The following is a 26,095-nucleotide window of genomic DNA, read 5'->3' on the forward strand; positions in this document are numbered from 1 at the left end:
TTTTTTCACTAAAATTTTCGTAGAAGCGCGTGCTTCCGTACCACTTATGGGTAAAAATAAAATGGCAAGATTTGCCGAAAATAAAACGCTTCCGAACGTTTTTCAGCCAACCAGAGCAGAAGCTTTAGCGGAATATCCGCTGAAAGGAAAATGGCGCCAGGAAGTCTTTAAAAATAATGACCCGATTGTGCTGGAACTCGGCTGTGGTAAAGGCGAATATTCTGTAGGACTCGGAAAAGCTTTTCCGGAAAAGAATTTTATCGGTGTGGACATCAAAGGCGCACGTTTTTGGTTCGGTGCGAAAGATGCGCTGGAAAATAACCTGCGAAATGTAGCTTTTTTGCGAACTCAAATCGAACTGATTGACCGTTTTTTTGCGGAAGATGAGGTAGATGAAATCTGGATTACTTTTCCGGATCCACAGATAAAATATCGCCGTACGAAACACCGCATGACGCATCCGGACTTTCTGGAACGCTACAAAAAAATCCTGAAAAAAGACGGTATTATGCACCTAAAAACTGACTCGGAGTTTCTGCACGGTTACACTTTAGGCTTGCTTCAGGGTTTAGGTCACGAAATTCTTTTCGCGAACCACGATATTTACGGCGCACCGGAATTCGATCCGGAAACTCCGCTTTTACGGGAAATAAAAACCTATTATGAAAGTCTTTTCGAAGCGAAAGGAAAAACCATTACGTACATCAAGTTTAGAATTAAATAGCTAAAACACAAAAAAATGCCGAAATAACGGCAAATAAAAAGGTCCAGAAAATTAATTCTGAACCTTTCTTTTTTAAAATATTAAATTTAATTCAAAAGCTAAAATGCAAAAATTTGCCAATATAACGGCAAATAAAAAGGTTCAGAAAATTAATTCTGAACCTTTTTTATTTTAAAGAGCAAATCCTTATTCTGCAGCTGTAGCTGGAGTTTCGGAAGTGAAATCTGCATCAGCATCAGCTGAAACTTTTTCACCTTCTTCTTTAGATTTTTCTTTGTCGGCTTTTCTTTGAGATAAACCTTCTTTGATTGAATCTGAAACAACGCTCAAAATCATATCGATAGATTTGGAAGCATCATCATTTCCAGGAATTACGTACTCTACTTTTCTTGGATCTGAGTTGGTATCAACGATTGCGAAAACCGGGATGCCCAATTTTTTCGCTTCTGTTACCGCGATGTGTTCTTTCATGATATCAACCACGAAAAGTGCTGATGGAAGACGCACCATATCGGAAATTGAACCTAAGTTTTTCTCAAGGTTTGCACGCTGACGGTCAACCTGAAGTCTTTCTTTTTTAGATAAAGTTTCGAAAGTACCATCTTTCTTCATTTTATCGATGTGGTTCATTTTCTTCACCGCTTTACGAATGGTAACAAAGTTGGTTAACATTCCGCCCGGCCATCTTTCAGTAATATAAGGCATGTTAAGTTCTGCTGCATATTTCGCTACAACTTCTTTCGCTTGCTTTTTGGTAGCTACGAAAAGAACTTTTTTACCTGCAGAAGTAATTTTTTCCAAAGCGGTACAAGCTTCGTCTAATTTTACTGCTGTTTTATGTAAGTCTACGATGTGAATACCGTTTTTCTCCATAAAAATGTATGGAGCCATATTTGGATTCCACTTACGGGTCATGTGACCGAAGTGTACGCCTGCCTCTAAAAGGTCTTTAACATTTGCTTTTGCCATGTCTCTTTTTTGTTTTTAGTTTACGTGCCGCTTATGCAATCAACAATTTCTTTAGATGGGAGAAATGTTTGGGTGCTAAACTAAACGGGGCAATTGGTGCTTTGGGCTTTAAGCAGAACGCTTTAAGCTTTCAAGCGAGTTAATAATTTGTTTGAGCTTAAGCTTAATGCATATTGCATACAGCTTACAGCCATTCTTAACGTTTCGAGAATTGGAATTTCTTTCTCGCTTTTTTCTGACCTGGTTTTTTTCTTTCAACCATTCTTGCGTCTCTGGTAAGCAATCCGTGTGGCTTTAGAAGCAAACGGAATTCTTCGTTGATCTCGCACATTGCACGGGAAATCCCTAATCTGATAGCTTCTGCCTGACCAGTAATACCACCACCGAAAACATTCACGGTAACGTCATACTGACCCACAGTTTCTGTCAACAAAAACGGCTGGTTGATTTTGTAAACCAATACATCAGTACCAAAGTATTCCTTAGAATCTTTTTTGTTTATTGTGATCACACCAGAACCTGGGCGCACATAAACTCTTGCAACAGAAGTTTTTCTTCTTCCGATTTTATGAACTATTGACATATTAATTATTTGAATTCGTTAATATTAATAACTTTTGGCTGTTGAGCTTCATGTTTGTGTTCAGTTCCTTCATATAAATAAAGGTTGGTGAACAAAATAGATCCCAATTTGTTTTTTGGAAGCATACCTTTTACAGATTTTTCCAATACTTTCAAAGAATCTTTTTTCTGAAGTTCCAGCGCAGTCATTGACTTTTGACCACCAGGATAACCTGTGTGCCAAATGTAAGTCTTGTCAGCCCACTTGTTCCCGGAAAGAGTAACTTTCCCAGCATTCAAAACGATTACATTGTCTCCGCAATCTGCGTGAGGTGTAAAATTCGTTTTGTGCTTACCTCTCAAAATCTTTGCAACCTTGGAAGCTAATCTTCCTAAAGGCTGTCCTTCAGCGTCTACCACAACCCATTCTTTATTTGCAGTAGCTTTGTTAGCTGAAACGGTTTTGTAACTTAATGTATTCACACTTTTTCGTTTACGATTAAACATAATTTTCCCCAAAACGGGTGTGCAAAGGTAGGATTTTTTTTTCTATTCCGAAAAGGTTTAGTAATATTTGTCCGAAATGATTTCCACCAAAATAATTTTTTAGCTAAAATATTCACGCTGAATATCTTCGCGCAGTTTTCTATTTAATTTTACATTTTCAAAAACTAAAAAATATCCGGTTTAAACGGCGTTTTTTTCTGATTTGAATTAAAAACTAAAATTCCGGTTTAAACTATTTTAATTCAAATTGAAAAATTCCAAGCTAAAACAGCATTTTTTTTCTTTTTAAATTTCATCTGTGATAATCTGCGTCATCCGCGAGAATATTAAAACCGAAAAATTTTAATTAAATAAAATATCTTTCTCCGAACTTTACAATCCATAAAAGAATTATCTTTCAATTTAAATTTACATTAACAATGAAAAAATTTGCCGCTTTATTTCTCTTTTTTTCCGTTTTGTCTTCCGCGCAGAACCACAGATTTATCTACGATTACACTTTTGTGAAAGACACTTTAGCTAAAGCTGATGTCTTAAAAGAACTCATGTATCTCGATATTTCTAAAGACGGTTCGAAGTTTTACAGCCGAGACACCTTCGTCGCCGATTCCACCATGTATGCCAATTTCGAAAAACAGATAAAAACCACCGGAGGAATGAATGTTTCGGTTTCTTTCAATTCAGGCAACCGAGGAACTGTAAAAGATAAAATCATTAAAAATTACCCGAAACAGGAGGTAATTTTAGAATCAAAAGTCGGCCGCGATCTTTTTCACGTTGCTGAAGACCGAAAGATGGTTTGGAAAATTTTGCCGGAAAAAATGAAAATTGGTGAATTTGAAGCTCAAAAAGCCACAACAACTTTCGCCGGCAGAGAATGGACAGCTTTTTTCGCACCGGAATTGCCTTTCCAGGACGGTCCGTACAAATTTCAGGGACTTCCGGGTTTGATTGTAAAGCTTGAAGACGAAAGCAAAACTCACGTTTTTGAATTGAAAGGCGTAACAAAGTATACACCTGCAGTTGAAGTGACTTCCCAATTTAATTCACCGGCAAAACCACTCGCCGTTAACCGCGTACAATATAAAAAGATGTTTTGGGACCGCCGAAACGATCCGGCAAAAGACATGAAACAGGTTATTGCCAGCGGCGGCACGTTTATCATTAAAGACAAAAATGGAACCGAGATTTCACCAGCCTCAAGAATTAAAGAAATAGAGCAAAACGCCAAACAAGCAAACGCAAAAGACAATAACCTGATAGAAATCGATCTTTTAAAACCCTAAATTTCGTGTTTTTTTCCCATTTTAGTTGTAAAACTTCGTGCCTTCGTGGCAGCTTATTTCCGCAAAGATTTTGATCTTTTAAAACTTGCTAAAATATAATACGCCACGAAAACCATTGAAAATTTAATGATAGAAGGCACCGCCAGTTCCAGATTGAAAAAAAATGCGCCTAGAGCAACCAAAATCGCCATTGCACCGAAAGAATAAAGAAGTTTCTGCATCAGCGAAAATTTTTCGTTATCCAGAAAATACGCAATTCCCCACGCGAGCCCAAATGCTACACCATAATATAAATCGAGTTCCCAACCCTGGCTTCCGAGCAGGAAATAATTTAATAAAAAACTGACCAAAGTACCGGCGAAGAAATAGAGGAGTGCGCGCTGCATTTAATTTTGATTTGTGACAAAATTAGAAATTTTCGGGGCATTTTGACGCTTTTTTTTGCTTTTGGAAAACCCGGTTATAATTCTGCTAAAACCCTTTCACCAAACTGAAAGGGTTTTCTTTTCTCAAAATTTCTAAAAACCTTATCTTTGGAGACAATCGAAACTATTTTATGAACCAGGAAAAATATACGCCCAAAAATAAGGTAAGAGTCGTTACAGCCGCTTCTTTGTTTGATGGTCACGATGCTGCAATCAATATTATGAGACGCATGATTCAGGCCACCGGCGCTGAAGTTATTCATCTCGGCCATGATAAATCTGCGGAAGAAGTGGTGGACTGCGCCATTCAGGAAGATGCAAATGCAATTGCTTTAACCTCTTATCAGGGCGGTCACAACGAATATTTCAAATATATTTATGATCTTTTGCGCCAGAAAGGTGCACCGCAAATCAAGATTTTTGGTGGCGGCGGCGGTGTAATTTTGCCGGAAGAAATCAAGGAATTAATGGAATACGGCATCGACCGAATTTATTCGCCGGATGACGGCCGCGAAATGGGCTTGCAGGGAATGATCAATGATTTAGTGCAACGTTCCGACTTCGCCACAGGTGAACATATTGAAGTTTCAGATTTAGATAATATTAAATTTGAAGATTCTAAATCTCTAGCTGAAGTGATTTCTGCCGTCGAAAATTTTTCCGACAAAAAGCCGGAGCTCGTTCAGGCAATAGACGAAAAATCTAAAGATTCTACCATTCCCATTATCGGGATCACGGGAACCGGCGGCGCGGGAAAATCATCTTTAACCGATGAATTGGTGCGAAGATTTTTACGCTCAAATCCGGAGCAGAAAATCGCCATCGTTTCTGTAGATCCTTCGAAAAAGAAAACGGGCGGTGCGCTTTTAGGCGACAGAATCCGCATGAATTCCATTAACGATGCGCGCGTTTATATGCGTTCCATGGCGACGCGGGAAAACAACGTTTCGGTTTCACCGTATATTCATTCGGCTTTAAATATTTTAAAACTCGCAAAACCTGATGTCATTATTCTGGAAACTTCCGGAATTGGGCAGTCGGGTTCCGAAATTACCGATATTGCTGATGTTTCAATGTACGTGATGACGCCGGAATATGGCGCTTCCACGCAGTTGGAAAAAATCGATATGCTCGACTACGCGGATTTAATTGCTTTAAATAAATCCGACAAACGTGGCGCTTTGGATGCTTTACAGGCGGTTCGAAAAACCTATCAGCGAAATCACACGGCTTTTGACAAACCTTTGGAAGAAATGCCGGTGTATTTCACGAAAGCCAGCCAGTTTAATGATTTTGGAACGACTGAATTATACAACGCTTTGATCCAGAAAGTAAATGCTAAACTTTCGGAAAATTTGGGTGAAAAGGCGCCAAAATTTAATGAGTTTGTTGAGCAGAATATTTCCGAAGACACTACGGTAATTCCGCCAAAACGCGTGCGTTACCTGTCGGAAATCGTGGAAAGCAACCACGCGTACGATAAGGAAGTGGAAAACCAGGCTTTGATCGCCAAAAGAATGTATCTGCTGGACGGTGCAAAACTTTTAATTACCGACGATCAGCACACTACCGAGAAGCTTGAAAAAGCTTTTCTGAAAACCAAAAAAGAACTTTCCGAAGAAAATATTGCCTTTTTAAAAGGCTGGAAAAATTTCAAAGAAGAAATGTCCGGCGATTCTTATTCTTATTTCGTGCGCGGAAAAGAGATTAAGGTTGAGACAAAATACGAATCTTTATCACATTTAAAAATCCCGAAAATTTCTTTACCGAAATTTCAGGATTGGGGAGATTTGCTGCGCTGGAAAGGGCAGGAAAATGTTCCGGGACAATTTCCGTACACCGCTGGTTTATTTCCTTTCAAACGAACCGGTGAAGATCCTACGCGTATGTTTGCGGGTGAAGGTGGTCCGGAACGAACCAACCGTAGATTTCACTACGTTTCTTCCGATATGGATGCAAAACGCCTTTCTACGGCTTTCGATTCGGTGACGCTTTACGGTCAGGATCCGGCTTTCCCGCCCGATATATATGGAAAAATTGGAAATGCAGGTGTTTCCATCGCGACTTTAGATGATGCGAAAAAATTGTATTCCGGTTTTGATTTGGTGAATGCCATGACTTCGGTTTCAATGACCATCAACGGTCCCGCGCCGATGTTGCTCGCCTTTTTTATGAATGCAGCAATTGACCAAAATGTTGAAAAATATCTCTCAGAAAATAATCTTTGGGATAAAGTTGAAGCAAAACTAAAAGCCAAATTCGATGATCAAGGTTTAAAAAGACCTGAATACAACGGCGAACTTCCGAAAGGAAATAATGGTTTGGGCTTGAAATTATTAGGTCTAACCGGTGATGAAGTGGTGGAAGCTGATGTTTATAATAAAATCAAAGCGGAAACCATCGCAACGGTCCGAGGAACGGTTCAGGCAGATATTTTGAAGGAAGATCAGGCGCAAAATACCTGTATTTTCTCCACAGAATTTGCATTGAGACTGATGGGCGACGTTCAGCAATATTTCATTGATCAGAAAGTGCGTAATTTTTATTCGGTTTCAATTTCCGGTTATCACATTGCGGAAGCGGGTGCAAATCCGATTTCGCAGCTTGCATTTACCTTGGCAAATGGTTTCACTTATGTGGAATATTATCTGAGCCGAGGCATGAACATCAATGATTTTGCCCCGAATTTATCCTTCTTTTTCTCCAACGGTCTCGATCCGGAATACGCCGTAATCGGTCGTGTGGCTCGAAGAATCTGGGCAAAAGCCATGAAGCTGAAATACCACGCGAACGAAAGAAGTCAGATGTTGAAATACCATATTCAAACTTCCGGGCGTTCATTGCACGCGCAGGAAATTGATTTTAATGATATCCGCACGACTTTGCAGGCGCTCTACGCGATTTACGACAACTGTAATTCACTTCACACCAACGCCTACGATGAAGCCATCACGACACCCACCGAAGATTCCGTGCGCCGTGCGATGGCAATTCAGCTCATCATTAATAAAGAATTAGGTCTGGCGAAAAATGAAAATCCGCTGCAAGGTTCATTTATTATTGAAGAATTAACCGATTTGGTAGAAGAAGCAGTTTACACCGAATTCGACAGAATTACGGAGAGAGGTGGCGTTCTCGGCGCGATGGAAACCATGTACCAACGCTCTAAAATCCAGGAAGAAAGTATGTATTACGAAATGCTGAAACATACCGGCGAATTCCCGATTATCGGTGTGAATACGTTTTTAGGAAAAGATGGTTCACCAACGGTTTTACCGCGCGAAGTCATTCGTTCCACGGAAGAAGAAAAGCAGTTGCAGATTCAAAATGTGGAAAATTTCCAGAAATCACACGCTGATAAAAGTGCAGAAATTCTGAAAGGTTTACAGACTGCTGCCATCAACCAGGAAAATTTATTTGAGAAAATGATGGAAGCCGCGAAGTACTGTTCTTTAGGGCAAATTACGAACGCACTTTTCGAGGTCGGCGGAAAATACCGTAGAAATATGTAAAAAATGCCCTTTTAGCGGCAAATAAATTTCAACCTTGTCTGGAACTCAAAATCCAGACAGGGTTTATTGTTTAATTTAAAATTGATATTTTTATAAAAATTACAAATCGTGTTTCAAAAAATTTCCGCCTCTTTTGCCCTTTTTTTTCTAATTTCTCTTTTTTCCTGTAAAGCCGAACCTGAAAAAGTAGTAAATAAAATCGCGGAACGAAATGCGATAATCGACAGCAACATTACGGTTTTTCAAAAGCAGTTGCTGAAATCGCAGATTGATTCGGTGTTCGCAAAAACGAACTTTAATGGCAGCGTTTCGGTGCATCAAAACGGAAAGATTTTATATGAGAAAATAAACGGTTTCGAAGATTTTAAAGAGAAAAAACCGTTGGACAGGAATTCGGTTTTTGCCATTGCGTCCTTAAGCAAACAGTTTACTGCCGTTTTAATTTTGCTGCAGGAAGAAAACGGAAAATTAAACACCGATGATTTTGCTTCAATATATTTGAAGGAATTTGGAACGAAACAGTTTGAAAAAATCACCATTAAAGAATTGCTGAATCATACTTCCGGAATCAGAGATTTTGCTGATGGATTGCATTCGAAACCGGGTGAAGAATTCAATTATTCGAACAAAGGATTTTATTATTTAGGCGAAATCATCGAAAAGGTTTCGGGTAAATCGTACGACGAAAATTTGAGCGAATTATTTAAAAAAGTTGGAATGAATCATTCCTTTACCGCCAATAAATTTGACGGGAAAAATTTTGCGTCGGCTTATCTCGGCACGGCGAAAAGTTTTTCAGAAGTTCCGAATATGCCCGAGAGGCTTTCTGCGCGCGCCATTTCGGTTCCAGCCGGCGGAATTTTGTCAACCACAAACGATCTTCACCGCTGGAACGGGGCTTTGTACAACGGGAAAATTATTAAACCTGAACTGCTGAAAAAATTTGTCGACAAATCTGCGGAGCGAGAACATGCCATCTTGGGGAAAATGGGTTACGGTTTTGGTATTATGACAAATTTCGCCCAGCCAACGGCATATTTTCATACGGGCTACGTGAAAGGTGCGCCGTCATTGATTATTTATTATCCGGAAAGCAAAACTTCGGTGGTGATTCTCTCCAACATTGCTGATGAAAGCCGCGGAAAAAGTGCGGTTTTTATTCCGCATAAAAGAATAAAAGAAATCACCGATTCACTGGAAAATGCAGCACTTTCAGTTCGGACGAATTTGCAAAAAACCGCTTTATAGCAGCTAAAAAATGTAAACTGAAAAGCAAAGGACCGCACTTTTAAAAATTTCCCGTTAAGATGGGTAAAATTTGCATCACCATTTCTTAAACAATACCTTTGCAGATTATTACTTTACATGACTCAAGAGCAAGAACAACAGATCATTCACGACCTCAAAGACTGGAAAAAACTTATTAAACCCTACGCATCGCCGGAAACGGACCTCGCCTGGAAACAGATTTTCAATACCATTTTACCCTTCATCGGAATATTTATTTTAGCCTCAATTCTCTACGAATATTCACTGATTGCAACTTTGGCGGTTTGTATCGTGGGCGGACTTTTTTTAACCCGCGTCTTCATCATTCAGCATGATTGTGGCCACAACGCGTTTTTCCCCGACCGTAAAAAAAACGATGTAACCGGCTTTATCACAAGCTTTCTGACTTGTATTCCCTATAAATATTGGGCAAGATCCCACAACCATCACCACGCGCACCAAGGGCAACTTGATACAAGAACCATTGGCGATGTCAACCTTTTAACCGTTCGCGAATACGAAGCGCTTTCAAAGTTTGCAAAATTCAAATACCGCATTTACCGTTCATTTCCTGTAATGTTCATCATCGGGCCGGCTTACTATATTTTCGTGCACAACCGCATTCCGTTCATCACCTTGAAAGGTTGGGATAAAGAAAGAAAAATGCTGCATTTTACGAACTTGTTTTTGGTTTTATTTTTCGCAGTTCTCGGGCTTTTACTGTCGTTACCGAGCTTTGATTTGGCTTACGGCTTTAAAAAACTCGCGTTTATTTATGTGCCGATTTTGCTGACTTTCGTTTTTACCGCGATTTGGTTTTTCTACATGCAACATCAGCATGATCCAAATTACAAAGCTTGGAAAAAAGACTGGGAATATGTGCTGGCGGCGATCAAAGGAAGTTCGTATTATAAATTACCGGCTATTTTGAACTTTTTTACCGGAAATATCGGTTACCATCATTTGCATCATTTGGCACCGAAAATCCCGTTTTACAAACTGAAAAAATGCAGCGAAGAAAACCCGATTTTCCAGAAACACGTTTCGCAAATTACTTGGTGGGGCAGTTTAAAATATGCTTTTTACACGCTTTGGGACGAGGAAAATAACCGGATGATTAAATTTTCGCATCTGAAGAAAATTCGCGTTCGATCGTAAAAGTACTTTCTTACCTTTGCGCTGATGGCGACTGAAAAAATTATTTTAGGAATTGATCCCGGAACTACGATTATGGGTTTCGGACTAATTTCTGTCAAGGGAAGTAAAATGGAACTGCTTTCCATTCACGAGCTGATCCTGAAAAAGTATCCAAACCACGAAACCAAACTCAAATATATTTTTGAACGGACTTTATCTTTGATTGATGAATTTCATCCGGATGAGGTTGCTCTTGAAGCGCCGTTTTTCGGTAAAAATGTACAGTCCATGTTGAAGTTGGGTCGCGCACAGGGCGTAGCGATGGCGGCGTCGCTTTACCGCGATGTGCCGATTACGGAATATTCCCCGAAGAAAATCAAAATGGCAATCACCGGAAACGGAAACGCCAGCAAAGAACAGGTTGCAGGAATGCTTAAAACTTTGCTGAATCTCAAGGAATTTCCGACGAAATACCTGGATGCTTCAGACGGTTTGGCGGTGGCGGTTTGTCATCATTTCAATTCCGGAAGCATTTCACAGGATAAATCCTACACTGGCTGGGACAGTTTCCTGAAACAGAATCCGGAGCGGCTGAAATAAGCTAAGTACTTAAAAATCAAAATCCTTTTTTGTAAATTACATTTACAGCATATTTACAAAGCATTTACTTGGCTAAACCTAATACTATTTGTAACATTGTTGCGTTTTCTAAGACCAATTAATTATTAGCGCTTCTAAGCATGAAAAATCAAAAAATAAATCCGGTGAATTCTGCAGGTCATTCTATGAACTGGTTTCAGAAATTTCTGATGGTTTGCTCCGGTGGAAATATTCATATTTTAAGAAAAACTCCTAGCGAATGGAACAAATTTTCCGGAATTGGCGGAATTGTGCTTTTCACCGCGATTTTCGCCACACTTTCTGCGGGTTACGCGATGTTCACGGTGTTCGACAATATCTGGATTTCGGTAGGTTTCGCAGTTTTGTGGGGTTTAATGATTTTCAATTTAGACCGTTACATTGTTTCTTCGATTAAAAAAACAGGGCCGTGGTGGAACCAGATTTTAATGGCAATTCCGCGATTAATTTTAGCTGCTTTTTTGGGCATTATTATTTCAAAACCGTTGGAGCTGAAGATTTTTGAAAAAGAAGTGAATAAGCAACTGAACACCATTATTCAACGAAATAAAACGCAGTTGCAAGCCGAAATGAACGGACGAATTTTGCAGCAATCCGGACCTTTTGAAACCGAAAAGAATCAAATTCAAACCAAAATTGCAGAATACCAAAAATCTTATGATTCTGCTTCGGTGGAACTTGAAAAAGAAATTTTAGGAAAACAAAGCGGATTAACCAGCGGAAAAGTGGGTTTCGGGTCGAATGCTAAACGAAAAGCTGAACTGAAAGAACAGCGCCGGGCGGATCTTGAAAATTATCAGAAACAAATGGCGCCGCGCCTGGAATATCTTGATAAGGAAGTTTCTAAAGTGTACACCAACATCGAAAAAGAGCGCGATAAAACTGAAACTTTTGAAGATCAGTTTAACGGTTTTGCGGCGCGTTTGCAGGCTTTGGATGAATTGGGCAAAAATTCAGCGATAATCGCAGTCGCGGCGGCTTTTATCATGGGCTTATTCATCACACTGGAAATTGCGCCGGTTTTGGTTAAATTAATTTCGACCGTTGGACCGTACGATCATCTTTTAGAAAAAACCGAGAACGATTTCCGGCTTTATTCAAAAGAAAAAGTGGAAAAAGGAAATGCTTTAACCAACCATCGGATTGAAGATTTTAAAGACCGTCTCGGTGAAGATGAATAATAAAAAAAAACCTGCTTTAAGCAGGTTTTTTTTGTGTTTAAAAAGTTTAATTTATAACTGATTTACCGTTTGCGCAACTTCATCAGCGTTTACGGTTCCTTCGGCTTGTTTTACCATTTCACCTTCCTTGTTGAAAACGGTGATAATGTTGGAATGAGAAAAAACAATCGGTGAAATCTTTTTATATTTTACCGCTAAAACATTCGCGAGTTCGCGTACAGATTCTTTGTCACTGCGCAGAAATAACCAGGGCTCACCGGAAATTTTATTTTGCGCGGCGTACTGTTTCAAAACTTCCGGCGTATCATTTTCCGGATCTATGGAAACCATTACCATTGTGGTTTCTTTCAGTTTGTCTGCATCGATTTTCTTAGCGATTTTTTTCATGTCTGAAACCAAAAGCGGACAGGCAGTTTTACAGCTTGTGAAAATCATGACCATGACAAGGTTTTTACCTTTCAGATCGCGGAGCTGAAGTTGCTTTGCATCCTGGTTTTCCCATTTTGAATCCAATAAAAATATCGACTCATTCAGGGCTTTTTTTTCGTTTTTCGGAACTTCGTTTTCTTTACAGGAAAACAGAAAAAATACCGAAAAGAGCAGGATAAAAATATTTTTCATCATTTTGTTACATCTTTAGCACATCGGAAACCGAGATTTCCTACCGTGTAATTTGCTTTTAAACTGGAGCGGAACGCGTAACGCATGTACGAGGCGTAATTTAAAACATCGGTTGTGCTGGTCGCAGCTGCGGCGCAGAATAAACCTTTGTCATCAAATTCAGCAGTTCTGGAATCGCTCGTCGTCATTATTGAGTTAAAATCGTCCGTCCATTCCCAAACCAGATCAAACATATTATAAGCGCCCCAATAATTGGGTTTTGAAATTTTTACCGGGTGTTTCTCCCGATTTTTTTCATTATAAAGATTGATAAGGTGAGAGGAGTAGGTTGGTTTGTCTCGCGCATTTGCGCTTTCTTCATCTGACATCGCCACAAATTCCCATTCGTCCAGAGTTGGCAATCTTTTGCCGGCACTTTTAGCATATGCTTTTGCGGCAAACCAGGAAACGAACGTTACAGCTGCATTAGGATTTGCACCTTTGGGTAAAGTTTCGTCGTCCTGCCAGTCTTTCAGATAGGTTTCATCAGCGAAAGCGGCTTTAACATTGCTGCGTTTCCATTTCGGATTTTTCTTTACAAAATCTAAGAATTCAGCGTTGGTAACAGGTCTTTCATCGAGTAAAAAATCCTGAACTTCTACAAAAGAGCTGTCTTCACCATAAAATGGCTGATACTCGGCACCTTTAATCAAAACCATTTTTACATCCGGTGTGATTGCAGCTTCTTCTAAATGATTTAAAGAATCTTTGTGCGTATTGGTGGCGGAAATCTTTTCGCAGGCGGTGAGTAGAAAAAAGAAACCACCAAAGAATAAGATTATTTTAAAAATTTTAGACATGGTGATTTCTTTTACTGATTTATAAGTGAACAATATTATTGAACTTTATGGAAAATTTTTGGATTTTTCTCGCCGGTAACTTTCAGCATTCCGATAGCTCCTTTGTTGAAGGCGCGGAAAATAGAGTGGTCCACTAAAATATAGTTTCCTGGCTCTTCTACTTTGAATTCTACCATTGCAGCTCCACCAGCAGGGATTACAGTTGTCTGAACATTTTTGTTGATCATGTCGCCACCTTCTACGTAAACTCTATCGAAGATTTCGCCAATCACGTGGAATGAAGATACCAAGTTTGGTCCACCATTACCTACAAAGAAACGAACTGTTTCACCTACTTTAGCTTCCAAAGCGTCTGCACCCATCAATTTGTTTTTCTTACCGTTGAAGACAACATAAGTTGGTCTTTCGTCAACACCTTTGTCCTGATCGAATTCCTGAAGACCTTTTTCGTCGGTTTTTCCTTTGGTGTAGAATTCACCTTGCATGATGTAATATTCACGGTCAACTTTTGGCAATCCACCTTCCGGTTCTACTAGGATCAAACCGTACATACCGTTTGCAATGTGTAATGGAACTGGCGCTGCAGCACAGTGATACACATAAAGACCTGGATTTAAAGCTTTGAAATTGAAGATCGCTTCTTTTCCCGGTGCAACGTTGGTAGCTTCAGCACCACCACCTGGGCCGTTCACAGCGTGAAGGTCGATGTTATGCGGCATTACGCTGTTACTTGCGTTTTTCAGGTGAAGCTCCACTTCGTCACCTACACGGATTCTAATGAAAGTTCCCGGTACTGTACTGTTGAAAGTCCAGAATTTGTAAGTTACACCATCAGCCAATTCGCCTTCTTCTTCAGTAGCTTCCAGGTGAACTACAACTTTTTTCGCTGCTCTGTTACCGATTGCGGCAGGAACCATTGGCGGGTCTAATTTTTTCTGCACTTCTGTTTCACCACTTACCTTCATATCCATTGCAGAATTTTCAGTAGTTTTAGCGCCGTTGTCGCCTGTGGTTTGTTTGCACGCCTGTAATGTTAAAAGGGCTAATGCAAAACTTGTGATAATTCTTTTCATTTTAAAGAGATTTTTTTTACTGTTTTTTAATAGGACAAAATTATCCTAATTAGACTTTATTTCAAAATTTGCTGATATGAATTTTATCATCTGGAAATAGCTTTCTTCTGCATTAAATTTTCCGGGTGAAATGAGCATATTTTGGTTATTTCTGATGGTTGTCAAAAAATGTTTTTGGTTCGGTTAAAATTTAATTATTGGAAAGTTTCAAGATCAGCGGTTCTGTAATGTCTTTTTGAGAATAATAATTCGCGCCGCAAATATCTGATTTTAAAGTGTAATTTCCTTTATCGATGACAAATTGGTTTTTAGACTGACGCGGAACTGGCAAATTGTAAATTTTTGTAGAATTAATGCCAACCAGCCTAATAATAATATTACAGTTGGATCTATTTTCGATGACGGCGCCTGTTTGTTTTTCCGTCGGGTCAGGATCATTTAAAAGGTAAGTCAGCACTTCAGCGGTAACTTTTCTTTTATCGATCTGGTCTTTTGCCATCAGCTGGTCAAATTCTGAACCTTCGTTTTTCGGCGCCGAAGCGTTGGTCGGTGCCTGACCGGCAGGAGAGCGGTAGACGCTTCCCGGTGGCAAAACCTCGCAACTCAGAAAAAAAAGCAGTAAAAACCCCGAAAAAATAGATTTCATAAAACTTCTAAAAAAGTAAATATAATAAAATTACAACAAAACGCCGAAGCAGAACTCCGGCATAAATTTTTAAAAAAAACCTTGTTTTTACAATGAATAATTCGGTGCTTCCTGCGTGATAATCACGTCGTGCGGATGAGATTCTTTCAAACCGCTTCCGGTAATCATCACCATTTTACCTTCGTTCTGCAAAGTGGTAATGTCTTTCGTGCCGCAATATCCCATACCGGCACGGATGCCGCCTGTGAGCTGAAAAACTACATCTTCCAAACTTCCTTTGTGCGGAACGCGACCTTCAATTCCTTCCGGAACAAATTTTTTCGCTTCGCTTTGAAAATATCTTTCTTTTCCGCCTCTTCGCATCGCAGAAAGCGAGCCCATTCCCTGATAAGATTTGAATTTTCTTCCTTGGAAAATAATTTCTTCACCTGGAGCTTCATCAGTTCCGGCCAGTAATGAGCCGAGCATTACCGCGCTTGCACCCGAAGCCAAAGCTTTTACGATGTCACCGGAAAGTTTAATTCCACCATCAGCGATAACAGCAACATTTTTACTTTTTGCATATTCGAAAACATTGTAAATCGCGGAAAGTTGCGGAACGCCAACACCGGCAACAACTCTGGTGGTACAGATGGAGCCCGGACCAACGCCTACTTTAAGAATATTGGCACCGGCTTCAATTAAATCTTTAGCCCCTTCATCCGTTACGATATTTCCGCCGACAATATCTAAATCAGGGAAATTTTTACGTATTTCTGCAACTTTATCGAGAACACCCTTAGAATGACCATGCGCTGAATCTACAGCGATAATATCAACTCCGGCATTTACCAAAGCGGTAACGCGGTCAATGGTATCTTCGCCAACACCAACCCCGGCACCTACAATCAGGCGGCCATTTTGGTCTTTGTTCGCATTTGGATATTCCATTTGGTTGTCGATGTCTTTAATAGTAATTAAACCAACCAGTTTGAAGTTCTGGTCAACAATCGGAAGCTTTTCAATGCGGTTTTGAAGCAGTATTTCTTTTGCCTGTTCCAGCGTGGTTGCTTTGTCGGAAGTAATTAGCTTATCTTTCGTCATTAATTCTTCCACCTTCGCATCGAGATTTTGCTGATATTTTACGTCGCGGTTTGTAATGATTCCGATCAGCGTATTTTCTTCATCAACCACTGGTAAACCAGAGATTTTGTAAGTCGCCATCAGATCGCGCGCTTCTTTTAAAGTATGGTCTTTTGTTAAAGTAACCGGGTCGGAAATCATGCCGTTTTCCGAACGTTTCACGCGGTAAACCTGCGAAGCCTGCTCCTCAATCGGCATATTTTTATGGATAAAACCCAAACCACCGATTCGCGCGAGCGCAATAGCCATTTCAGCTTCGGTAACGGTATCCATCGCTGCCGAAATAATCGGAGTCTGAAGCGTAATTTTATCGGAAAGTCGTGATTTTAGGGAAACCTGATTAGGTAAAACTTCGGAATAAGAAGGAATTAACAGAACGTCATCGAAAGTGATGGCAGTTTCTACGATTTTGTTGTGAATAGACATCTTTACTTTCTGTGCAAAATTAAGCAATTTTTATTTAAAATGAAAAATTTGCCTCTTTTAACGGCAAATTTTTAATTTGAGTTTTTCAGCACGACCCATTGCGATTTCTGGATTTTATTTCCTTCGGAATCGGTAACGATGTAAAATACCCAATACGTCCCGACCGGAAAACTGATGCCGTTCTTATTTTTACCATCCCAACACGATTCATTATTGGTGTGTTCATAGACTTTCGTGCCGTACCGATCGTAGATTGCAAGCCTAAGCGTAGATAGATTTCCCAGGTTTTCATAACACCAGAAATCATTAATTCCATCACTATTTGGTGAGAAAAAGTTGTTTAAAAGCGCGTTTGGATCTCCTGGTTGGTCCGGGATTTTAGTTTGAGTAAGGCTGATGGGAATTAAAATAGTGCAGCCGCTTCCGTAAATAATCTGGGCGAAAACTTCAGTTTTTGTGGTAGCGAAATTATTGATGACGGAACCGGTTATTTCACTTGAAGAATTTGCGTCTTCCGTTTGGAAATAGCGGATTCGGTTATTTCCCGGATTTGAAATAACTGCTTCCGCGAGATTATACACATAACTTGTGTTTCGGAAACCTTTTGGGAAAATAGATTCCTGCAGCTGAACATTTGGCGGTGGATAAATTGAAAAATTTAATTTAACCGTTTGCGAAAAGCCGCTTTCACCTTTAATTTCATAAACTAATCTGTTTTCACCAGAAAAGTCTTTGTCAATTTCTACGAATAAAACTTCATCAACGATTCGCGCTTTTCCGCGTAAGGGTTCAGTTAGAATTTTCGTGGAAACCACAACGTCTCTCGGTCGCGGTGGCGAAAAAGACGCATCTGCAGTAAAAGAAAGACACTGTAACCCCTCATCTTTTTCAATCACCCGGTAAGGACAGCCATCCACGCGGATAGGAGTAGTGGTGAATGTAAAATCCATATACGAAAGCACGCAGGTGTAATTTCCCGGAAGTTTGGGGATTATCGTAGGCTTGTTTTCACCCGGAATATTTACGCCATCGCGCTTCCACTGAAAACCGTCAAAATCATTATTATTGAGGTATAAAAAAACGCCTTCTTCGATGCAATTTCCATTTTTTATGATGAAAGGATCATTGGAGAAGCCAGTATATCCTGCGCCATAGCCGGCATATCGATAACCGCCAACGGTATCTACCATCAAACTTTTATTGGAATTTACGCTGATATCACCGCCTAAATTTATTCTGGTAAAATAGGACCAACCCGCTTTTCCGGGAATATCCGAAAATTCAGTAACCGGAGCGCCATTAAAAATAACCGAAGCATTGCTGGGCGTTTTTACAATTACTTTGTTGTTAACGACGAAAACTGCACCCAACTCATTAATCTTCGGAATCTGAATGGTATTGGATAAATTTTGCCGCGGGTCTGGCAAATAATCTTTATCGAGAGGGTAAGAAAAAAGCATTCCGCTCGTAAAGTCGGTTCTGTCGGGAACGGGTCCGCGCACCATAAAATTATAGCCGCCAATCAATTGGTATAAGTAAGCGGGTTGCGATGTACGAATGAACATGCCACGCGTAGCGATTTCCATCGCGTCCTCATTTTTAAAACCTTCTTGCGTGCCATCAACCCATGTATTTCTGCGGTTTGGTGAAGGGCTTATAAAATGTTCTCCTTTATTTAGGATTTTATACGGTTCAGTTTCATTGTTAAAGTAAACTTTGGTACCGTTTTTTGTGGCAAAAACAATCACTTTTTCCAATCCGGCTTCAGTTTTTGTCATTGCGTTAGCGATAAAATATTCTTTGCCGATTTTCGTAATGGGCATCGCCTGATCAAGATTCATGTTTCCCGGGCCTTCCGCACCAATGTTCTGACTTGCGAAATTTCCATTGGAAACAATCACCGGCTGGTCGGTGGTAATTCGCATGCCAATTAAATTCGGGTCATTATCATCTAAAATACCGCTCGGATTATTTTTACTTTTATCCATTGCGATAATATAAGATTCACCTTTCTGCAAGGTAAATTCTAAATTTTCGTGCTTTTGGTCGTCAGAAAATATGATGGTTTTATCGTAATCGGAAACTTTTACGTGCGTATTATCTTTAGTGGCAATTACCGAGGCAAAATAATTCATCCCACTCGGGTTGTTGCCGTACAGGATAATCTGGTCCATAACCGTAAAAAAATCTTTACCTAAACCTGATTTCCCTTTTGAAGATAAAACATCAGCGATGGGTGCGGAAGTTACTGTTCTTCCCGTTGCAAGCCGTAAACTGGCGTAAAAGCTTTTTTCACCCGCCAGGTGAATACCGGCTTGTAAAACTTTCATTACACGCCGGTCGGTTGAAACCAAAATCATACTTGTATCCTCAATCTGAAAACTGAACGGATTTGATTTGCTTATTTCCACCGTTTTCAGCAGGATATTATTGCTGTACACGTTTACCTTAAAAGGTTCTTCTTTTTCCGTAGAAAGATAAATGGCAAATTCTGAAAGTTTATAGAGGCTGCCACTTTGGTAGACAGGCGGAAACCAGTGCTCTAAATCTAATTGCGCCTTTGAAAAAATACCTAAGCACAGAAAAAGGCTTATTAAGATTTTACTGAATTTCATGCTCTAAATTTAAAAAAAATAAAGCACTCTTGCTACAATAATATTTAATTAGCCATTTTGTTTCGGATTTCGTTTTTCTCCGAATAATTGATCATTTTGGAAATATCATCCGCAGTGAACTTTCCGGAAATATCCACATAAACCAGTTCTTTGCCCGAAGCGATGGTGATGAGAAGTTTGCGGATACTTTCCCCTTTCTGCTTTGCCTGAAAATTAATGATTTCGTTGTCTTTTTTCACGGTTACCCATTCTTCAAAATTATTTTTTGTAAGATACTTCGCGAAATCTGCCACCATTTCCTGATTTCCGTTTTCTATGCTCATCACCTTAATATCAGAGATCTTTTTGATGAGCCTGATGAGTTCTTCACTTTCACCGTCTTCGCGCAAAGCTTTTTTCACCATTGGTTTTGCCAGAAACATCGGGACGTTTACGCTTGTAAATCGCGCGTCTTTGTAATCGTAATACGGATTATCGAAAAACGCCATGTTCGGGCTGGAGGATACCATACACGACTGCAGCGCGAACAGCATCACAAAAAGTACGGGGACAAAATAGAGTTTTTTCATGGTTTTTAGTTTATAGATTTAACGCTTCCGCCACTTGAAGTTTTTTCGCCACCCAGCACTTTTTTCGGGTTTCCGCTGTATCGGATGGAAGCGGCTGAAGTTGCTGCAGCGTTTAAACTTTCAGTAGCGTTGATTTTAATACTTGAACCTGATGAAGCACGCGCTGCGCTGTTTTTCGAAATCAGTTCCTGGCCGTTGTAAGAGGCCGCGCTGGAAAGATTTACCACACTGTTTTCCGCAGTTCCGGTAACGGTCGCCATTGAGCCGCTGCTTCCCTCCAGTTCCAATGTTTTGGTTTGCAGATCAAGTCGCATTGAAGAACCGGAATTAATATCGATTTTGGTCAGGTTTTTTACATTTAAATTGGCGGTAAGATTGGCACCGGAAGAAACTTCTGCCGCAAAATCATTTTCATTTACCGTGTTCACTGTGGTGAAAAACGAACCGGAATTCACTTTCAATGATGATAAGCGCGGCGCTTCAATGGTTACCAGAAGTTTTTTAAAATTAAGGTTTTTCTTGCCGGTATTTTTCACTGAAATTACCAAAATTCCATTTTCAACTTCCGTAGAAACATATTCCTGAAGGTTCGGATTGGTTTCTACGACCACGGTTTGATTATTTCCCTGTGTGAAATTTACTTTTATTCCACTGGAAACCGAAATTCCTGTAAATTTTCCGACATTCCGTACTTGGGTTACACCGTTTGAATTGATGTTTTCCGTGGTTACCGAACTTTTCGGCGCGGAATTCTGTGCTTCATTCACCAGTTTATTCACATCGTCCATCGATATTTTGCCGTCCAGCATCATCAAAACCGTATTTCCGTCGGAATTAATGCTGATTAACAAATCATCCAAAATCCCATTTGCCGCATCGGTGGAGAGAAATTTAATTTTGTTGTCTTTGCTATTCACCGTGATGAGTTCCTCGTATTTCAGGTTTTTCAGCGAAGTCCCGATTTCGTTCTGCAATTTTTGAAACAATTGCATTTGATTTTGATTTGCGACGGTGGTCGTAGCTTCTGGTTTTTCCAGAATTAAAATTTTCAAGCTGTTGATTTTGCTCAACAAAGGTTTGATTTGCGACAATTCGTCGTCCGCGATATTCAGCTTGTTCAGCATGTTGAACATCGGTTTGGCGATTTTTATCGATGTTACGCCGTCGGCTTCCTGGTATTTTTCAAAAAGCTGATCCAGTTTATCTTTTTGCGCATTGATTTGGAAAAAATACGAAAAAGTAAGTGCTAATATTAAAAGAAGTTTTTTCATGATACAGTTTTTTTGGGTTAAAAGTTTCACAGAAGACTGCTGAAAGTGAATAGCTGATTTTGCTTAATATTCTTCGTTAATTGCGGTGATAACATCGGTTTGCGCCACGGTTTTCAACACATTTTCAGACAAAATCCGGAAGGAATACTTCGTCAAGTCAATCGCTTCCTGTTCGTTTTCTATTTTTTGGCCATTAATAATTACGTAATTCGATTCGTATTCAGGCTTTTCTGTGTTTTTTTTATGATCGGACATTTCCGATGAAACTGCGGCGAAGCGCGGTCTTACGTCTTTTCTGATTCTTCCCCGGCGCGGTAAAATCTTTTCCATAATATCTACTTCCGGCGACTGTTCTACCGTTCTGCTGGAATCGGAAATAATGCTGTCTTTTCTAACTTCCACGCTGTCATTTACCGCATTCACCGCGAAATTAGATTCATGCTGAAAGTTGTCTTTCTCTTTCAAAATCTCGTTTTTCACCAGGTTATTTTGGTCTTCAACTGAATTTGAATTTCCAAACTTGAAAAAAACGCCAACCGAAAAAAGCAAAATCAAGCTTGCCGCCATCCAAAAATTTTTCGGAAAATAACCGCCTTTTTGGACCTTTTTTAGCGGAATTACTTTTTCCTCTTCATTTGCTTTTTCCAGAAATTCCTCGAAACTCCAGTTCATTTTTTCCTCGCGGATTTCCCGGGTGATTTCGGTATATTTATCTTGAGATTTGCTCTTTTCCATCTTAAAAATTTTATAAATTTTCGATCATTCTGTTTTCGAAATCCATCAGTTTTTCAATCTGCTCTTTCACTTTCTGCCGTGCGCGCATCAGATTTACGCGAACTGCATTTTGCTCCATTTCCAGGATTTCGCCGATTTCCGCCACATCAAAATCTTCTACATCTTTCAGGTGAATCACGGCTTTCTGCTTTTCCGGCAATTGGTTAATGAAGCCGATGATCTGGTCTTTCAAATTGTTCGCTTCCACGTGGTAAATCTCGCTTCGGTGCTGCTGAAAATCCGCGAAACCCAGTTTCACATCTTCATGTTTCAGTCGGTTTAAACATTCATTTTTCACCGATTTCATCACATAAGATTTCAGATTTCCAAAACTGCCGAGTTCCTCTTTTTTCTGCCAGAATTTCAGCATCAGATCCTGCACAACATCCTCAGCCTCGTCACTGCTGACCACAAATCTTTTCGCAAAACGGTACATCTCATCTTTGAGACAGAAAACCGTTTCTTTAAAAATCGTGTGAGTCATAGTTTAGTTTCTATAGGTAAGACAACGAAGATCACAAATTTGTTACATGGAAATAAAAAAAACTTCAAAATAGTTTTTGAAGTTTAGAAAAATTGGGTGTTTTAGCGGCAAATTTTTTTTGGACAACATTTCGGCCTTCCGCTCCCGCTTTTTTGCTCCGCTCCGCTCCGCAAAAAGAGCTCCGCTCAAGTCGGGTTGCGGTGTGCGCTATAAATCGGTGACTTTTTTATTAATTTTATAAACCGTCCCGCGGAAACTCGCGACCAGAATTTCGTCCTGGTTTTTTATCGAAATGTCATAAATTCCGGTTTTTCGTGTTTCGGAAATTAAGGTGCTTTCAGCCGTTAAAATATCACCGAGTTTCGCAGCTTTTGTGAAATTCATCGCGCAATGTAAAGCAACCGATGCGTCATTGGTATTGTTGCTCGAAAATGCCAGCGCGGAATCCGCAAGCGAAAAAGTTACGCCACCATGAACGGTTCTTAAACCGTTGATCATTTCTTTTTTCACCGGCATTTCTATTTTGCAATATTTTTCGCGGATTTCGATGAGTTTTATTCCCATCCATTTTGAGAATTCATCCTGGTTCAGCATATATTGCGCGAGTTTTAGTGGCGTCATTGGGGTAATTTGATAATTTGGGAATGTGAAAATCTGCTAATTTGAATCTTTGAAAAAAAAAGGGGCTTAAAGCAGCATATTTTCTCAATTTTAATTATAATTTTAATTACATCTTCTTAAGAAGCGGACTTTGTTTGTACCTTTCTTCTTGGTATTCCTCGTAAAGATTTTGCAAGGTTTCCGAGATTTTCTGGTAACCAATTTCTTTACCCCACGCGAGTAAACCTTTCGGATAATTTACCCCTTTTTGCATGGCGAGTTCAAGGTCAGCATCATTTGCAATGCCTAGTCTTTTGGCTTCCACCGCTTCATTCACCAGCATAGAAATTATCCGCATGAAAATTTCTCGGTGCAATTCGGCAGTTTTTTCTGAATTTTGCTCAACAGCTTTTATTTCTTGACTTTTGGTTCCTGCATCTTGAATCTTTTCCGAATAATCAAAAAATCCTTTTCCGGTTTTTCTACCCAGCAATTTCGCTTCTGCCATTCTTTGTTGCAGCAAACTCGGTTTATATTTCGGATCGAAGAAATAATCGGCATACACTGTTTTTGTTACTGAAAAATTGATGTCAATTCCGATTAAATCCATGAGTTCAAAAGGTCCCATTTTGAAATTTCCCAAACTTCGCATGGCTTCATCAACCTGCTCAACCGTGGCGATATTTTCTTCGACAATCCGCAGAGCTTCGCCATAAAAAGGTCGTGCAATTCGGTTCACAATAAAACCCGGAACATCTTTCGCAATGACAGGAATTTTACCCCAATTTTCCATTAAAGCATAAATTTCCGGCGCTAAATTTTCTTCGGTTAAAAGTCCAGGAATAACTTCTACCAAAGGCATCAGCGGTGCGGGATTAAAAAAATGAATTCCAATAAAACGGGCCGGATTTTTTAATTCTGAAGAAAGTGATGTAATTGAAATTGATGACGTATTGCTCGAAATAATACATTTTTCAGACACAATTTCTTCCAGTTGCTGGAAAACTTTGGTCTTGATTTCTTTGTTTTCAATGATCGCTTCGATTACCAAATCGCAATTTTTAAAATCCGAAAGTTCAGCGCAAGGTTTTATTTTCCGGAAAATATTTTCGCTGCTTTCTGGCGTAATTTTTTGTTTTTCAACTAATCTGGCTAAAACTTTTTGCAAGTTTTCTAAAGATTTTTCGGTTTGGGCAATGATGGCGTCATACAAAAAAACTTGGCATCCGGAAGTTGCTGCAACCTGCGCAATGCCAATTCCCATGGTTCCCGAACCGATGATTCCTACTTTGGAGATTTGAGATTCGAGATTTGAGATTTGAGATTTCTCGCGCTTCTTGGTTCTTGGTTCTTGCATCTTTTGTCTATTTTCCCTTATATTCCGGTTTTCTTTTTTCTAAAAATGCGCTCACGCCTTCCATAAAATCTGCGGATTCTGCGGCTTCCTGCTGCAAAATTCCCTCAATGTCAAGTTGCTGAGTCAGCGTATTGTCGTATGATTCGTTAAAGGCTTTTTTGGTTAATGAAATGGCTTTCGTTGGTGAATTTGAAATTTGTTCCAAAATTGCCATCGAATTTTCCATGAAGTTTTCATCTTCGAAAACATCAGCTATTAAACCGAGATTTTTTGCCTCTTTAGCCGATAATTTTTTACCTGTAAAAGCCAGATAATTTGCCTGCTGTCTTCCTAAAAGTTTCGGTAACCAGTACGTTCCGCCAGTGTCGGGAATTAATCCGATGTTTACAAAGGCCTGAGAAAAATACGACGATTCCGTGGCTAAAGTGAAATCACAAATCAAAGCCAACATCGCGCCAGCGCCTACGGCCGGACCGTTTACCAATGAAATTACCGGTTTTCTGGCGTTTGCAATTTCTTTAACTAATGGATTATAATAATCAATAACCATGCGCTGAATGACTCTTTCTTCGTCAGCATCGCCTAATGACATTGCGTCTTTTAAATTCTGACCGGAACAGAAAGCTTTTCCACGTCCCGAAATCGCAAGACAGCGCACATTTTCCTCGCGGCTGCCGTCGTGAACAAATTTTCGGAGCTCTGCGAGCAAAGTTTTATTTAAACTATTATAAGTTTTTTCGTCATTCAGATAAGCGATCTGCAGTTTCCCGTCGAGGTGAGATTCTATTTCGAGTTGGTTGTACATATTTTGAGGTGTTGATTTGCTAATGTGGTAATGTGTTTATTTTTCCAATATTAATCGGATTTTAACAAAGATAATGGTTTAATTACATTTAAAATAATGCTTTGAATACTGTCTTTTTAAACATCAATTTAGCACATCACCACATCGTCAGTGACATTTAAAATAATCGAAAGGTTCCAGACAATCGATGCACTGATAGCTGGCTTTGCAAAGTGTAGAACCGAAGCGGCTGATTTGTTTGGTGTTTTCGGAACCACAGCGCGGACATTTTTTCGGAATGTTCAGATGATCTTCGTGATTTCCTTTTTCCGGTGGCGTAATTCCGTAAGCGCGGAGTTTTTCGCGTGCTTCATCAGTGATCCAATCGGTGGTCCAGATGGGTGAAATTTTGGTCGTTACTTTGGCTAAAATTCCGTTTTCTTTAAAAAGTTTAACGATGTCTTCTTCGATATTAAACATCGCCGGACATGCCGAGTACGTCGGTGTAATCACAACTTCCGCTTCGTTTTCAGAAATCATTTCAGCTTCCCGCACAATTCCTAATTCAACAATATTGATGACGGGAATTTCGGGATCCGGAATTTGAGATAATAGTTCGAATAAATTTTCTTCTATTTTAACCACAGAATTTCTATTATTTTTTAAACCACAAAAATTAAATTTGAGAATTTGAAATTGTGGAA

General features: G+C 39.6%; 25 protein-coding genes. 7 read left to right on the forward strand and 18 right to left on the reverse strand.

Translation table 11 applies throughout. The features are described 5' to 3' along the window. Window positions 1-46: 46 nt before the first annotated feature. Entirely contained in the window at window positions 47-724 is a 678-nt protein-coding gene (gene trmB / locus BMZ55_RS08855; RefSeq protein WP_089820035.1) for a tRNA (guanosine(46)-N7)-methyltransferase TrmB, read from the forward strand. 186 nt (window positions 725-910) lie between these two features. Here trmB and rpsB read toward each other — a convergent pair whose 3' ends face one another. The 3 genes from rpsB to rplM form a co-directional block, all read right to left on the reverse strand. After that, window positions 911-1,693, reverse strand: coding sequence for a 30S ribosomal protein S2 (gene rpsB / locus BMZ55_RS08860; protein ID WP_089820036.1), 783 nt, complete (start codon window positions 1,691-1,693; stop codon window positions 911-913). Window positions 1,694-1,889: 196 nt separating this feature from the next. Next, entirely contained in the window at window positions 1,890-2,276 is a 387-nt protein-coding gene (rpsI, locus tag BMZ55_RS08865; RefSeq protein WP_039341413.1) for a 30S ribosomal protein S9, read from the reverse strand. 5 nt (window positions 2,277-2,281) lie between these two features. Further along, entirely contained in the window at window positions 2,282-2,737 is a 456-nt protein-coding gene (gene rplM, locus BMZ55_RS08870) for a 50S ribosomal protein L13 (RefSeq protein ID WP_039342627.1), read from the reverse strand. A gap of 443 nt (window positions 2,738-3,180) precedes the next feature. Between rplM and BMZ55_RS08875 the strand changes: the two genes are divergently transcribed. Then, entirely contained in the window at window positions 3,181-4,047 is an 867-nt protein-coding gene (locus BMZ55_RS08875; RefSeq protein ID WP_089820037.1) for a GLPGLI family protein, read from the forward strand. 53 nt (window positions 4,048-4,100) lie between these two features. On the opposite strand, the gene BMZ55_RS08880 is transcribed toward BMZ55_RS08875, so the two are convergent. Then, entirely contained in the window at window positions 4,101-4,433 is a 333-nt protein-coding gene (locus BMZ55_RS08880) for a hypothetical protein (protein ID WP_089820038.1), read from the reverse strand. 170 nt (window positions 4,434-4,603) lie between these two features. On the opposite strand from BMZ55_RS08880, the gene BMZ55_RS08885 reads away from it, so the two are divergent. The 5 genes from BMZ55_RS08885 to BMZ55_RS08905 all read left to right on the forward strand — a co-directional run bounded on the left by BMZ55_RS08885 (window position 4,604) and on the right by BMZ55_RS08905 (window position 12,210). Then, window positions 4,604-7,984: a methylmalonyl-CoA mutase family protein gene (locus BMZ55_RS08885; protein ID WP_089820039.1), complete on the forward strand. Its 3,381-nt coding sequence runs from the start codon at window positions 4,604-4,606 to the stop codon at window positions 7,982-7,984. 108 nt (window positions 7,985-8,092) lie between these two features. Then, on the forward strand, window positions 8,093-9,232 hold the full coding sequence (locus BMZ55_RS08890; protein WP_233701930.1) for a serine hydrolase domain-containing protein: 1,140 nt from the start codon (window positions 8,093-8,095) through the stop codon (window positions 9,230-9,232). A 117-nt stretch (window positions 9,233-9,349) separates the two neighbouring features. Further along, window positions 9,350-10,411, forward strand: coding sequence for a fatty acid desaturase (locus BMZ55_RS08895; RefSeq protein ID WP_089820040.1), 1,062 nt, complete (start codon window positions 9,350-9,352; stop codon window positions 10,409-10,411). 24 nt (window positions 10,412-10,435) lie between these two features. Beyond that, entirely contained in the window at window positions 10,436-10,990 is a 555-nt protein-coding gene (ruvC, locus tag BMZ55_RS08900) for a crossover junction endodeoxyribonuclease RuvC (RefSeq protein WP_039341399.1), read from the forward strand. Window positions 10,991-11,130: 140 nt separating this feature from the next. Next, the gene (locus BMZ55_RS08905; RefSeq protein WP_394332637.1) at window positions 11,131-12,210 is read left to right on the forward strand and encodes a DUF4407 domain-containing protein; all 1,080 of its coding nucleotides are present in this window, start codon (window positions 11,131-11,133) and stop codon (window positions 12,208-12,210) included. 51 nt (window positions 12,211-12,261) lie between these two features. Here the strand turns inward: BMZ55_RS08905 and BMZ55_RS08910 are convergent, their stop codons facing one another. From BMZ55_RS08910 to paaD, 14 genes are all read right to left on the reverse strand, one after another. Next, on the reverse strand, window positions 12,262-12,834 hold the full coding sequence (locus tag BMZ55_RS08910; RefSeq protein ID WP_317041317.1) for an SCO family protein: 573 nt from the start codon (window positions 12,832-12,834) through the stop codon (window positions 12,262-12,264). After that, window positions 12,831-13,670, reverse strand: a complete 840-nt coding sequence (locus tag BMZ55_RS08915; protein ID WP_089820173.1) for a formylglycine-generating enzyme family protein — start codon at window positions 13,668-13,670, stop codon at window positions 12,831-12,833. The genes BMZ55_RS08910 and BMZ55_RS08915 overlap by 4 nt, the downstream gene beginning before the upstream one ends. 35 nt (window positions 13,671-13,705) lie before the next feature. Continuing rightward, the gene (gene nirK, locus BMZ55_RS08920) at window positions 13,706-14,743 is read right to left on the reverse strand and encodes a copper-containing nitrite reductase (protein WP_089820041.1); all 1,038 of its coding nucleotides are present in this window, start codon (window positions 14,741-14,743) and stop codon (window positions 13,706-13,708) included. 190 nt (window positions 14,744-14,933) lie between these two features. Then, window positions 14,934-15,389, reverse strand: coding sequence for a DUF6759 domain-containing protein (locus tag BMZ55_RS08925; RefSeq protein ID WP_089820042.1), 456 nt, complete (start codon window positions 15,387-15,389; stop codon window positions 14,934-14,936). Window positions 15,390-15,476: 87 nt separating this feature from the next. Continuing rightward, a complete protein-coding gene (gene guaB, locus BMZ55_RS08930) occupies window positions 15,477-16,937 on the reverse strand; it encodes an IMP dehydrogenase (RefSeq protein ID WP_089820043.1) in 1,461 nt (486 codons plus the stop codon). Between the two features lie 71 nt (window positions 16,938-17,008). Further along, window positions 17,009-19,552, reverse strand: a complete 2,544-nt coding sequence (locus BMZ55_RS08935; RefSeq protein ID WP_089820044.1) for a gliding motility-associated C-terminal domain-containing protein — start codon at window positions 19,550-19,552, stop codon at window positions 17,009-17,011. A gap of 44 nt (window positions 19,553-19,596) precedes the next feature. Next, window positions 19,597-20,121 carry a DUF4252 domain-containing protein gene (locus tag BMZ55_RS08940; RefSeq protein ID WP_089820045.1) on the reverse strand — a complete coding sequence of 175 codons (525 nt, stop codon included), beginning with the start codon at window positions 20,119-20,121 and terminating at the stop codon, window positions 19,597-19,599. 5 nt (window positions 20,122-20,126) lie between these two features. After that, a complete protein-coding gene (locus tag BMZ55_RS08945) occupies window positions 20,127-21,392 on the reverse strand; it encodes a DUF4252 domain-containing protein (protein ID WP_089820046.1) in 1,266 nt (421 codons plus the stop codon). Between the two features lie 63 nt (window positions 21,393-21,455). Then, entirely contained in the window at window positions 21,456-22,127 is a 672-nt protein-coding gene (locus BMZ55_RS08950; RefSeq protein ID WP_089820047.1) for a hypothetical protein, read from the reverse strand. A gap of 10 nt (window positions 22,128-22,137) precedes the next feature. Next, window positions 22,138-22,650, reverse strand: coding sequence for an RNA polymerase sigma factor (locus tag BMZ55_RS08955; RefSeq protein ID WP_089820048.1), 513 nt, complete (start codon window positions 22,648-22,650; stop codon window positions 22,138-22,140). Between the two features lie 207 nt (window positions 22,651-22,857). Beyond that, window positions 22,858-23,271, reverse strand: coding sequence for a PaaI family thioesterase (locus BMZ55_RS08960; RefSeq protein ID WP_089820049.1), 414 nt, complete (start codon window positions 23,269-23,271; stop codon window positions 22,858-22,860). Window positions 23,272-23,377: 106 nt separating this feature from the next. Then, window positions 23,378-24,607, reverse strand: a complete 1,230-nt coding sequence (locus BMZ55_RS08965) for a 3-hydroxyacyl-CoA dehydrogenase NAD-binding domain-containing protein (RefSeq protein WP_089820050.1) — start codon at window positions 24,605-24,607, stop codon at window positions 23,378-23,380. Window positions 24,608-24,614: 7 nt separating this feature from the next. Then, the gene (locus BMZ55_RS08970; RefSeq protein ID WP_089820051.1) at window positions 24,615-25,412 is read right to left on the reverse strand and encodes an enoyl-CoA hydratase-related protein; all 798 of its coding nucleotides are present in this window, start codon (window positions 25,410-25,412) and stop codon (window positions 24,615-24,617) included. Window positions 25,413-25,559: 147 nt separating this feature from the next. Then, window positions 25,560-26,027 carry a 1,2-phenylacetyl-CoA epoxidase subunit PaaD gene (paaD, locus tag BMZ55_RS08975; protein ID WP_089820174.1) on the reverse strand — a complete coding sequence of 156 codons (468 nt, stop codon included), beginning with the start codon at window positions 26,025-26,027 and terminating at the stop codon, window positions 25,560-25,562. Between the last annotated feature and the right edge of the window lie 68 nt (window positions 26,028-26,095).

Origin of the sequence: Kaistella treverensis, assembly GCF_900114045.1 — a bacterium.
Classification (GTDB): Bacteria; Bacteroidota; Bacteroidia; order Flavobacteriales; family Weeksellaceae; genus Kaistella; species Kaistella treverensis.

Bases quoted from the DNA above. Each gene is read 5' to 3' on its own strand.
- trmB (WP_089820035.1), top strand. From the start codon at position 47: ATGGGTAAAAATAAAATGGCAAGATTTGCCGAAAATAAAACGCTTCCG.
- rpsB (WP_089820036.1), bottom strand. From the start codon at position 1,693: ATGGCAAAAGCAAATGTTAAAGACCTTTTAGAGGCAGGCGTACACTTC.
- rpsI (WP_039341413.1), bottom strand. From the start codon at position 2,276: ATGTCAATAGTTCATAAAATCGGAAGAAGAAAAACTTCTGTTGCAAGA.
- BMZ55_RS08875 (WP_089820037.1), top strand. From the start codon at position 3,181: ATGAAAAAATTTGCCGCTTTATTTCTCTTTTTTTCCGTTTTGTCTTCC.
- BMZ55_RS08880 (WP_089820038.1), bottom strand. From the start codon at position 4,433: ATGCAGCGCGCACTCCTCTATTTCTTCGCCGGTACTTTGGTCAGTTTT.
- BMZ55_RS08885 (WP_089820039.1), top strand. From the start codon at position 4,604: ATGAACCAGGAAAAATATACGCCCAAAAATAAGGTAAGAGTCGTTACA.
- BMZ55_RS08895 (WP_089820040.1), top strand. From the start codon at position 9,350: ATGACTCAAGAGCAAGAACAACAGATCATTCACGACCTCAAAGACTGG.
- ruvC (WP_039341399.1), top strand. From the start codon at position 10,436: ATGGCGACTGAAAAAATTATTTTAGGAATTGATCCCGGAACTACGATT.
- BMZ55_RS08905 (WP_394332637.1), top strand. From the start codon at position 11,131: ATGAAAAATCAAAAAATAAATCCGGTGAATTCTGCAGGTCATTCTATG.
- BMZ55_RS08910 (WP_317041317.1), bottom strand. From the start codon at position 12,834: ATGATGAAAAATATTTTTATCCTGCTCTTTTCGGTATTTTTTCTGTTT.
- BMZ55_RS08915 (WP_089820173.1), bottom strand. From the start codon at position 13,670: ATGTCTAAAATTTTTAAAATAATCTTATTCTTTGGTGGTTTCTTTTTT.
- nirK (WP_089820041.1), bottom strand. From the start codon at position 14,743: ATGAAAAGAATTATCACAAGTTTTGCATTAGCCCTTTTAACATTACAG.
- BMZ55_RS08925 (WP_089820042.1), bottom strand. From the start codon at position 15,389: ATGAAATCTATTTTTTCGGGGTTTTTACTGCTTTTTTTTCTGAGTTGC.
- guaB (WP_089820043.1), bottom strand. From the start codon at position 16,937: ATGTCTATTCACAACAAAATCGTAGAAACTGCCATCACTTTCGATGAC.
- BMZ55_RS08935 (WP_089820044.1), bottom strand. From the start codon at position 19,552: ATGAAATTCAGTAAAATCTTAATAAGCCTTTTTCTGTGCTTAGGTATT.
- BMZ55_RS08940 (WP_089820045.1), bottom strand. From the start codon at position 20,121: ATGAAAAAACTCTATTTTGTCCCCGTACTTTTTGTGATGCTGTTCGCG.
- BMZ55_RS08945 (WP_089820046.1), bottom strand. From the start codon at position 21,392: ATGAAAAAACTTCTTTTAATATTAGCACTTACTTTTTCGTATTTTTTC.
- BMZ55_RS08950 (WP_089820047.1), bottom strand. From the start codon at position 22,127: ATGGAAAAGAGCAAATCTCAAGATAAATATACCGAAATCACCCGGGAA.
- BMZ55_RS08955 (WP_089820048.1), bottom strand. From the start codon at position 22,650: ATGACTCACACGATTTTTAAAGAAACGGTTTTCTGTCTCAAAGATGAG.
- BMZ55_RS08960 (WP_089820049.1), bottom strand. From the start codon at position 23,271: ATGACGCCACTAAAACTCGCGCAATATATGCTGAACCAGGATGAATTC.
- BMZ55_RS08965 (WP_089820050.1), bottom strand. From the start codon at position 24,607: ATGCAAGAACCAAGAACCAAGAAGCGCGAGAAATCTCAAATCTCAAAT.
- BMZ55_RS08970 (WP_089820051.1), bottom strand. From the start codon at position 25,412: ATGTACAACCAACTCGAAATAGAATCTCACCTCGACGGGAAACTGCAG.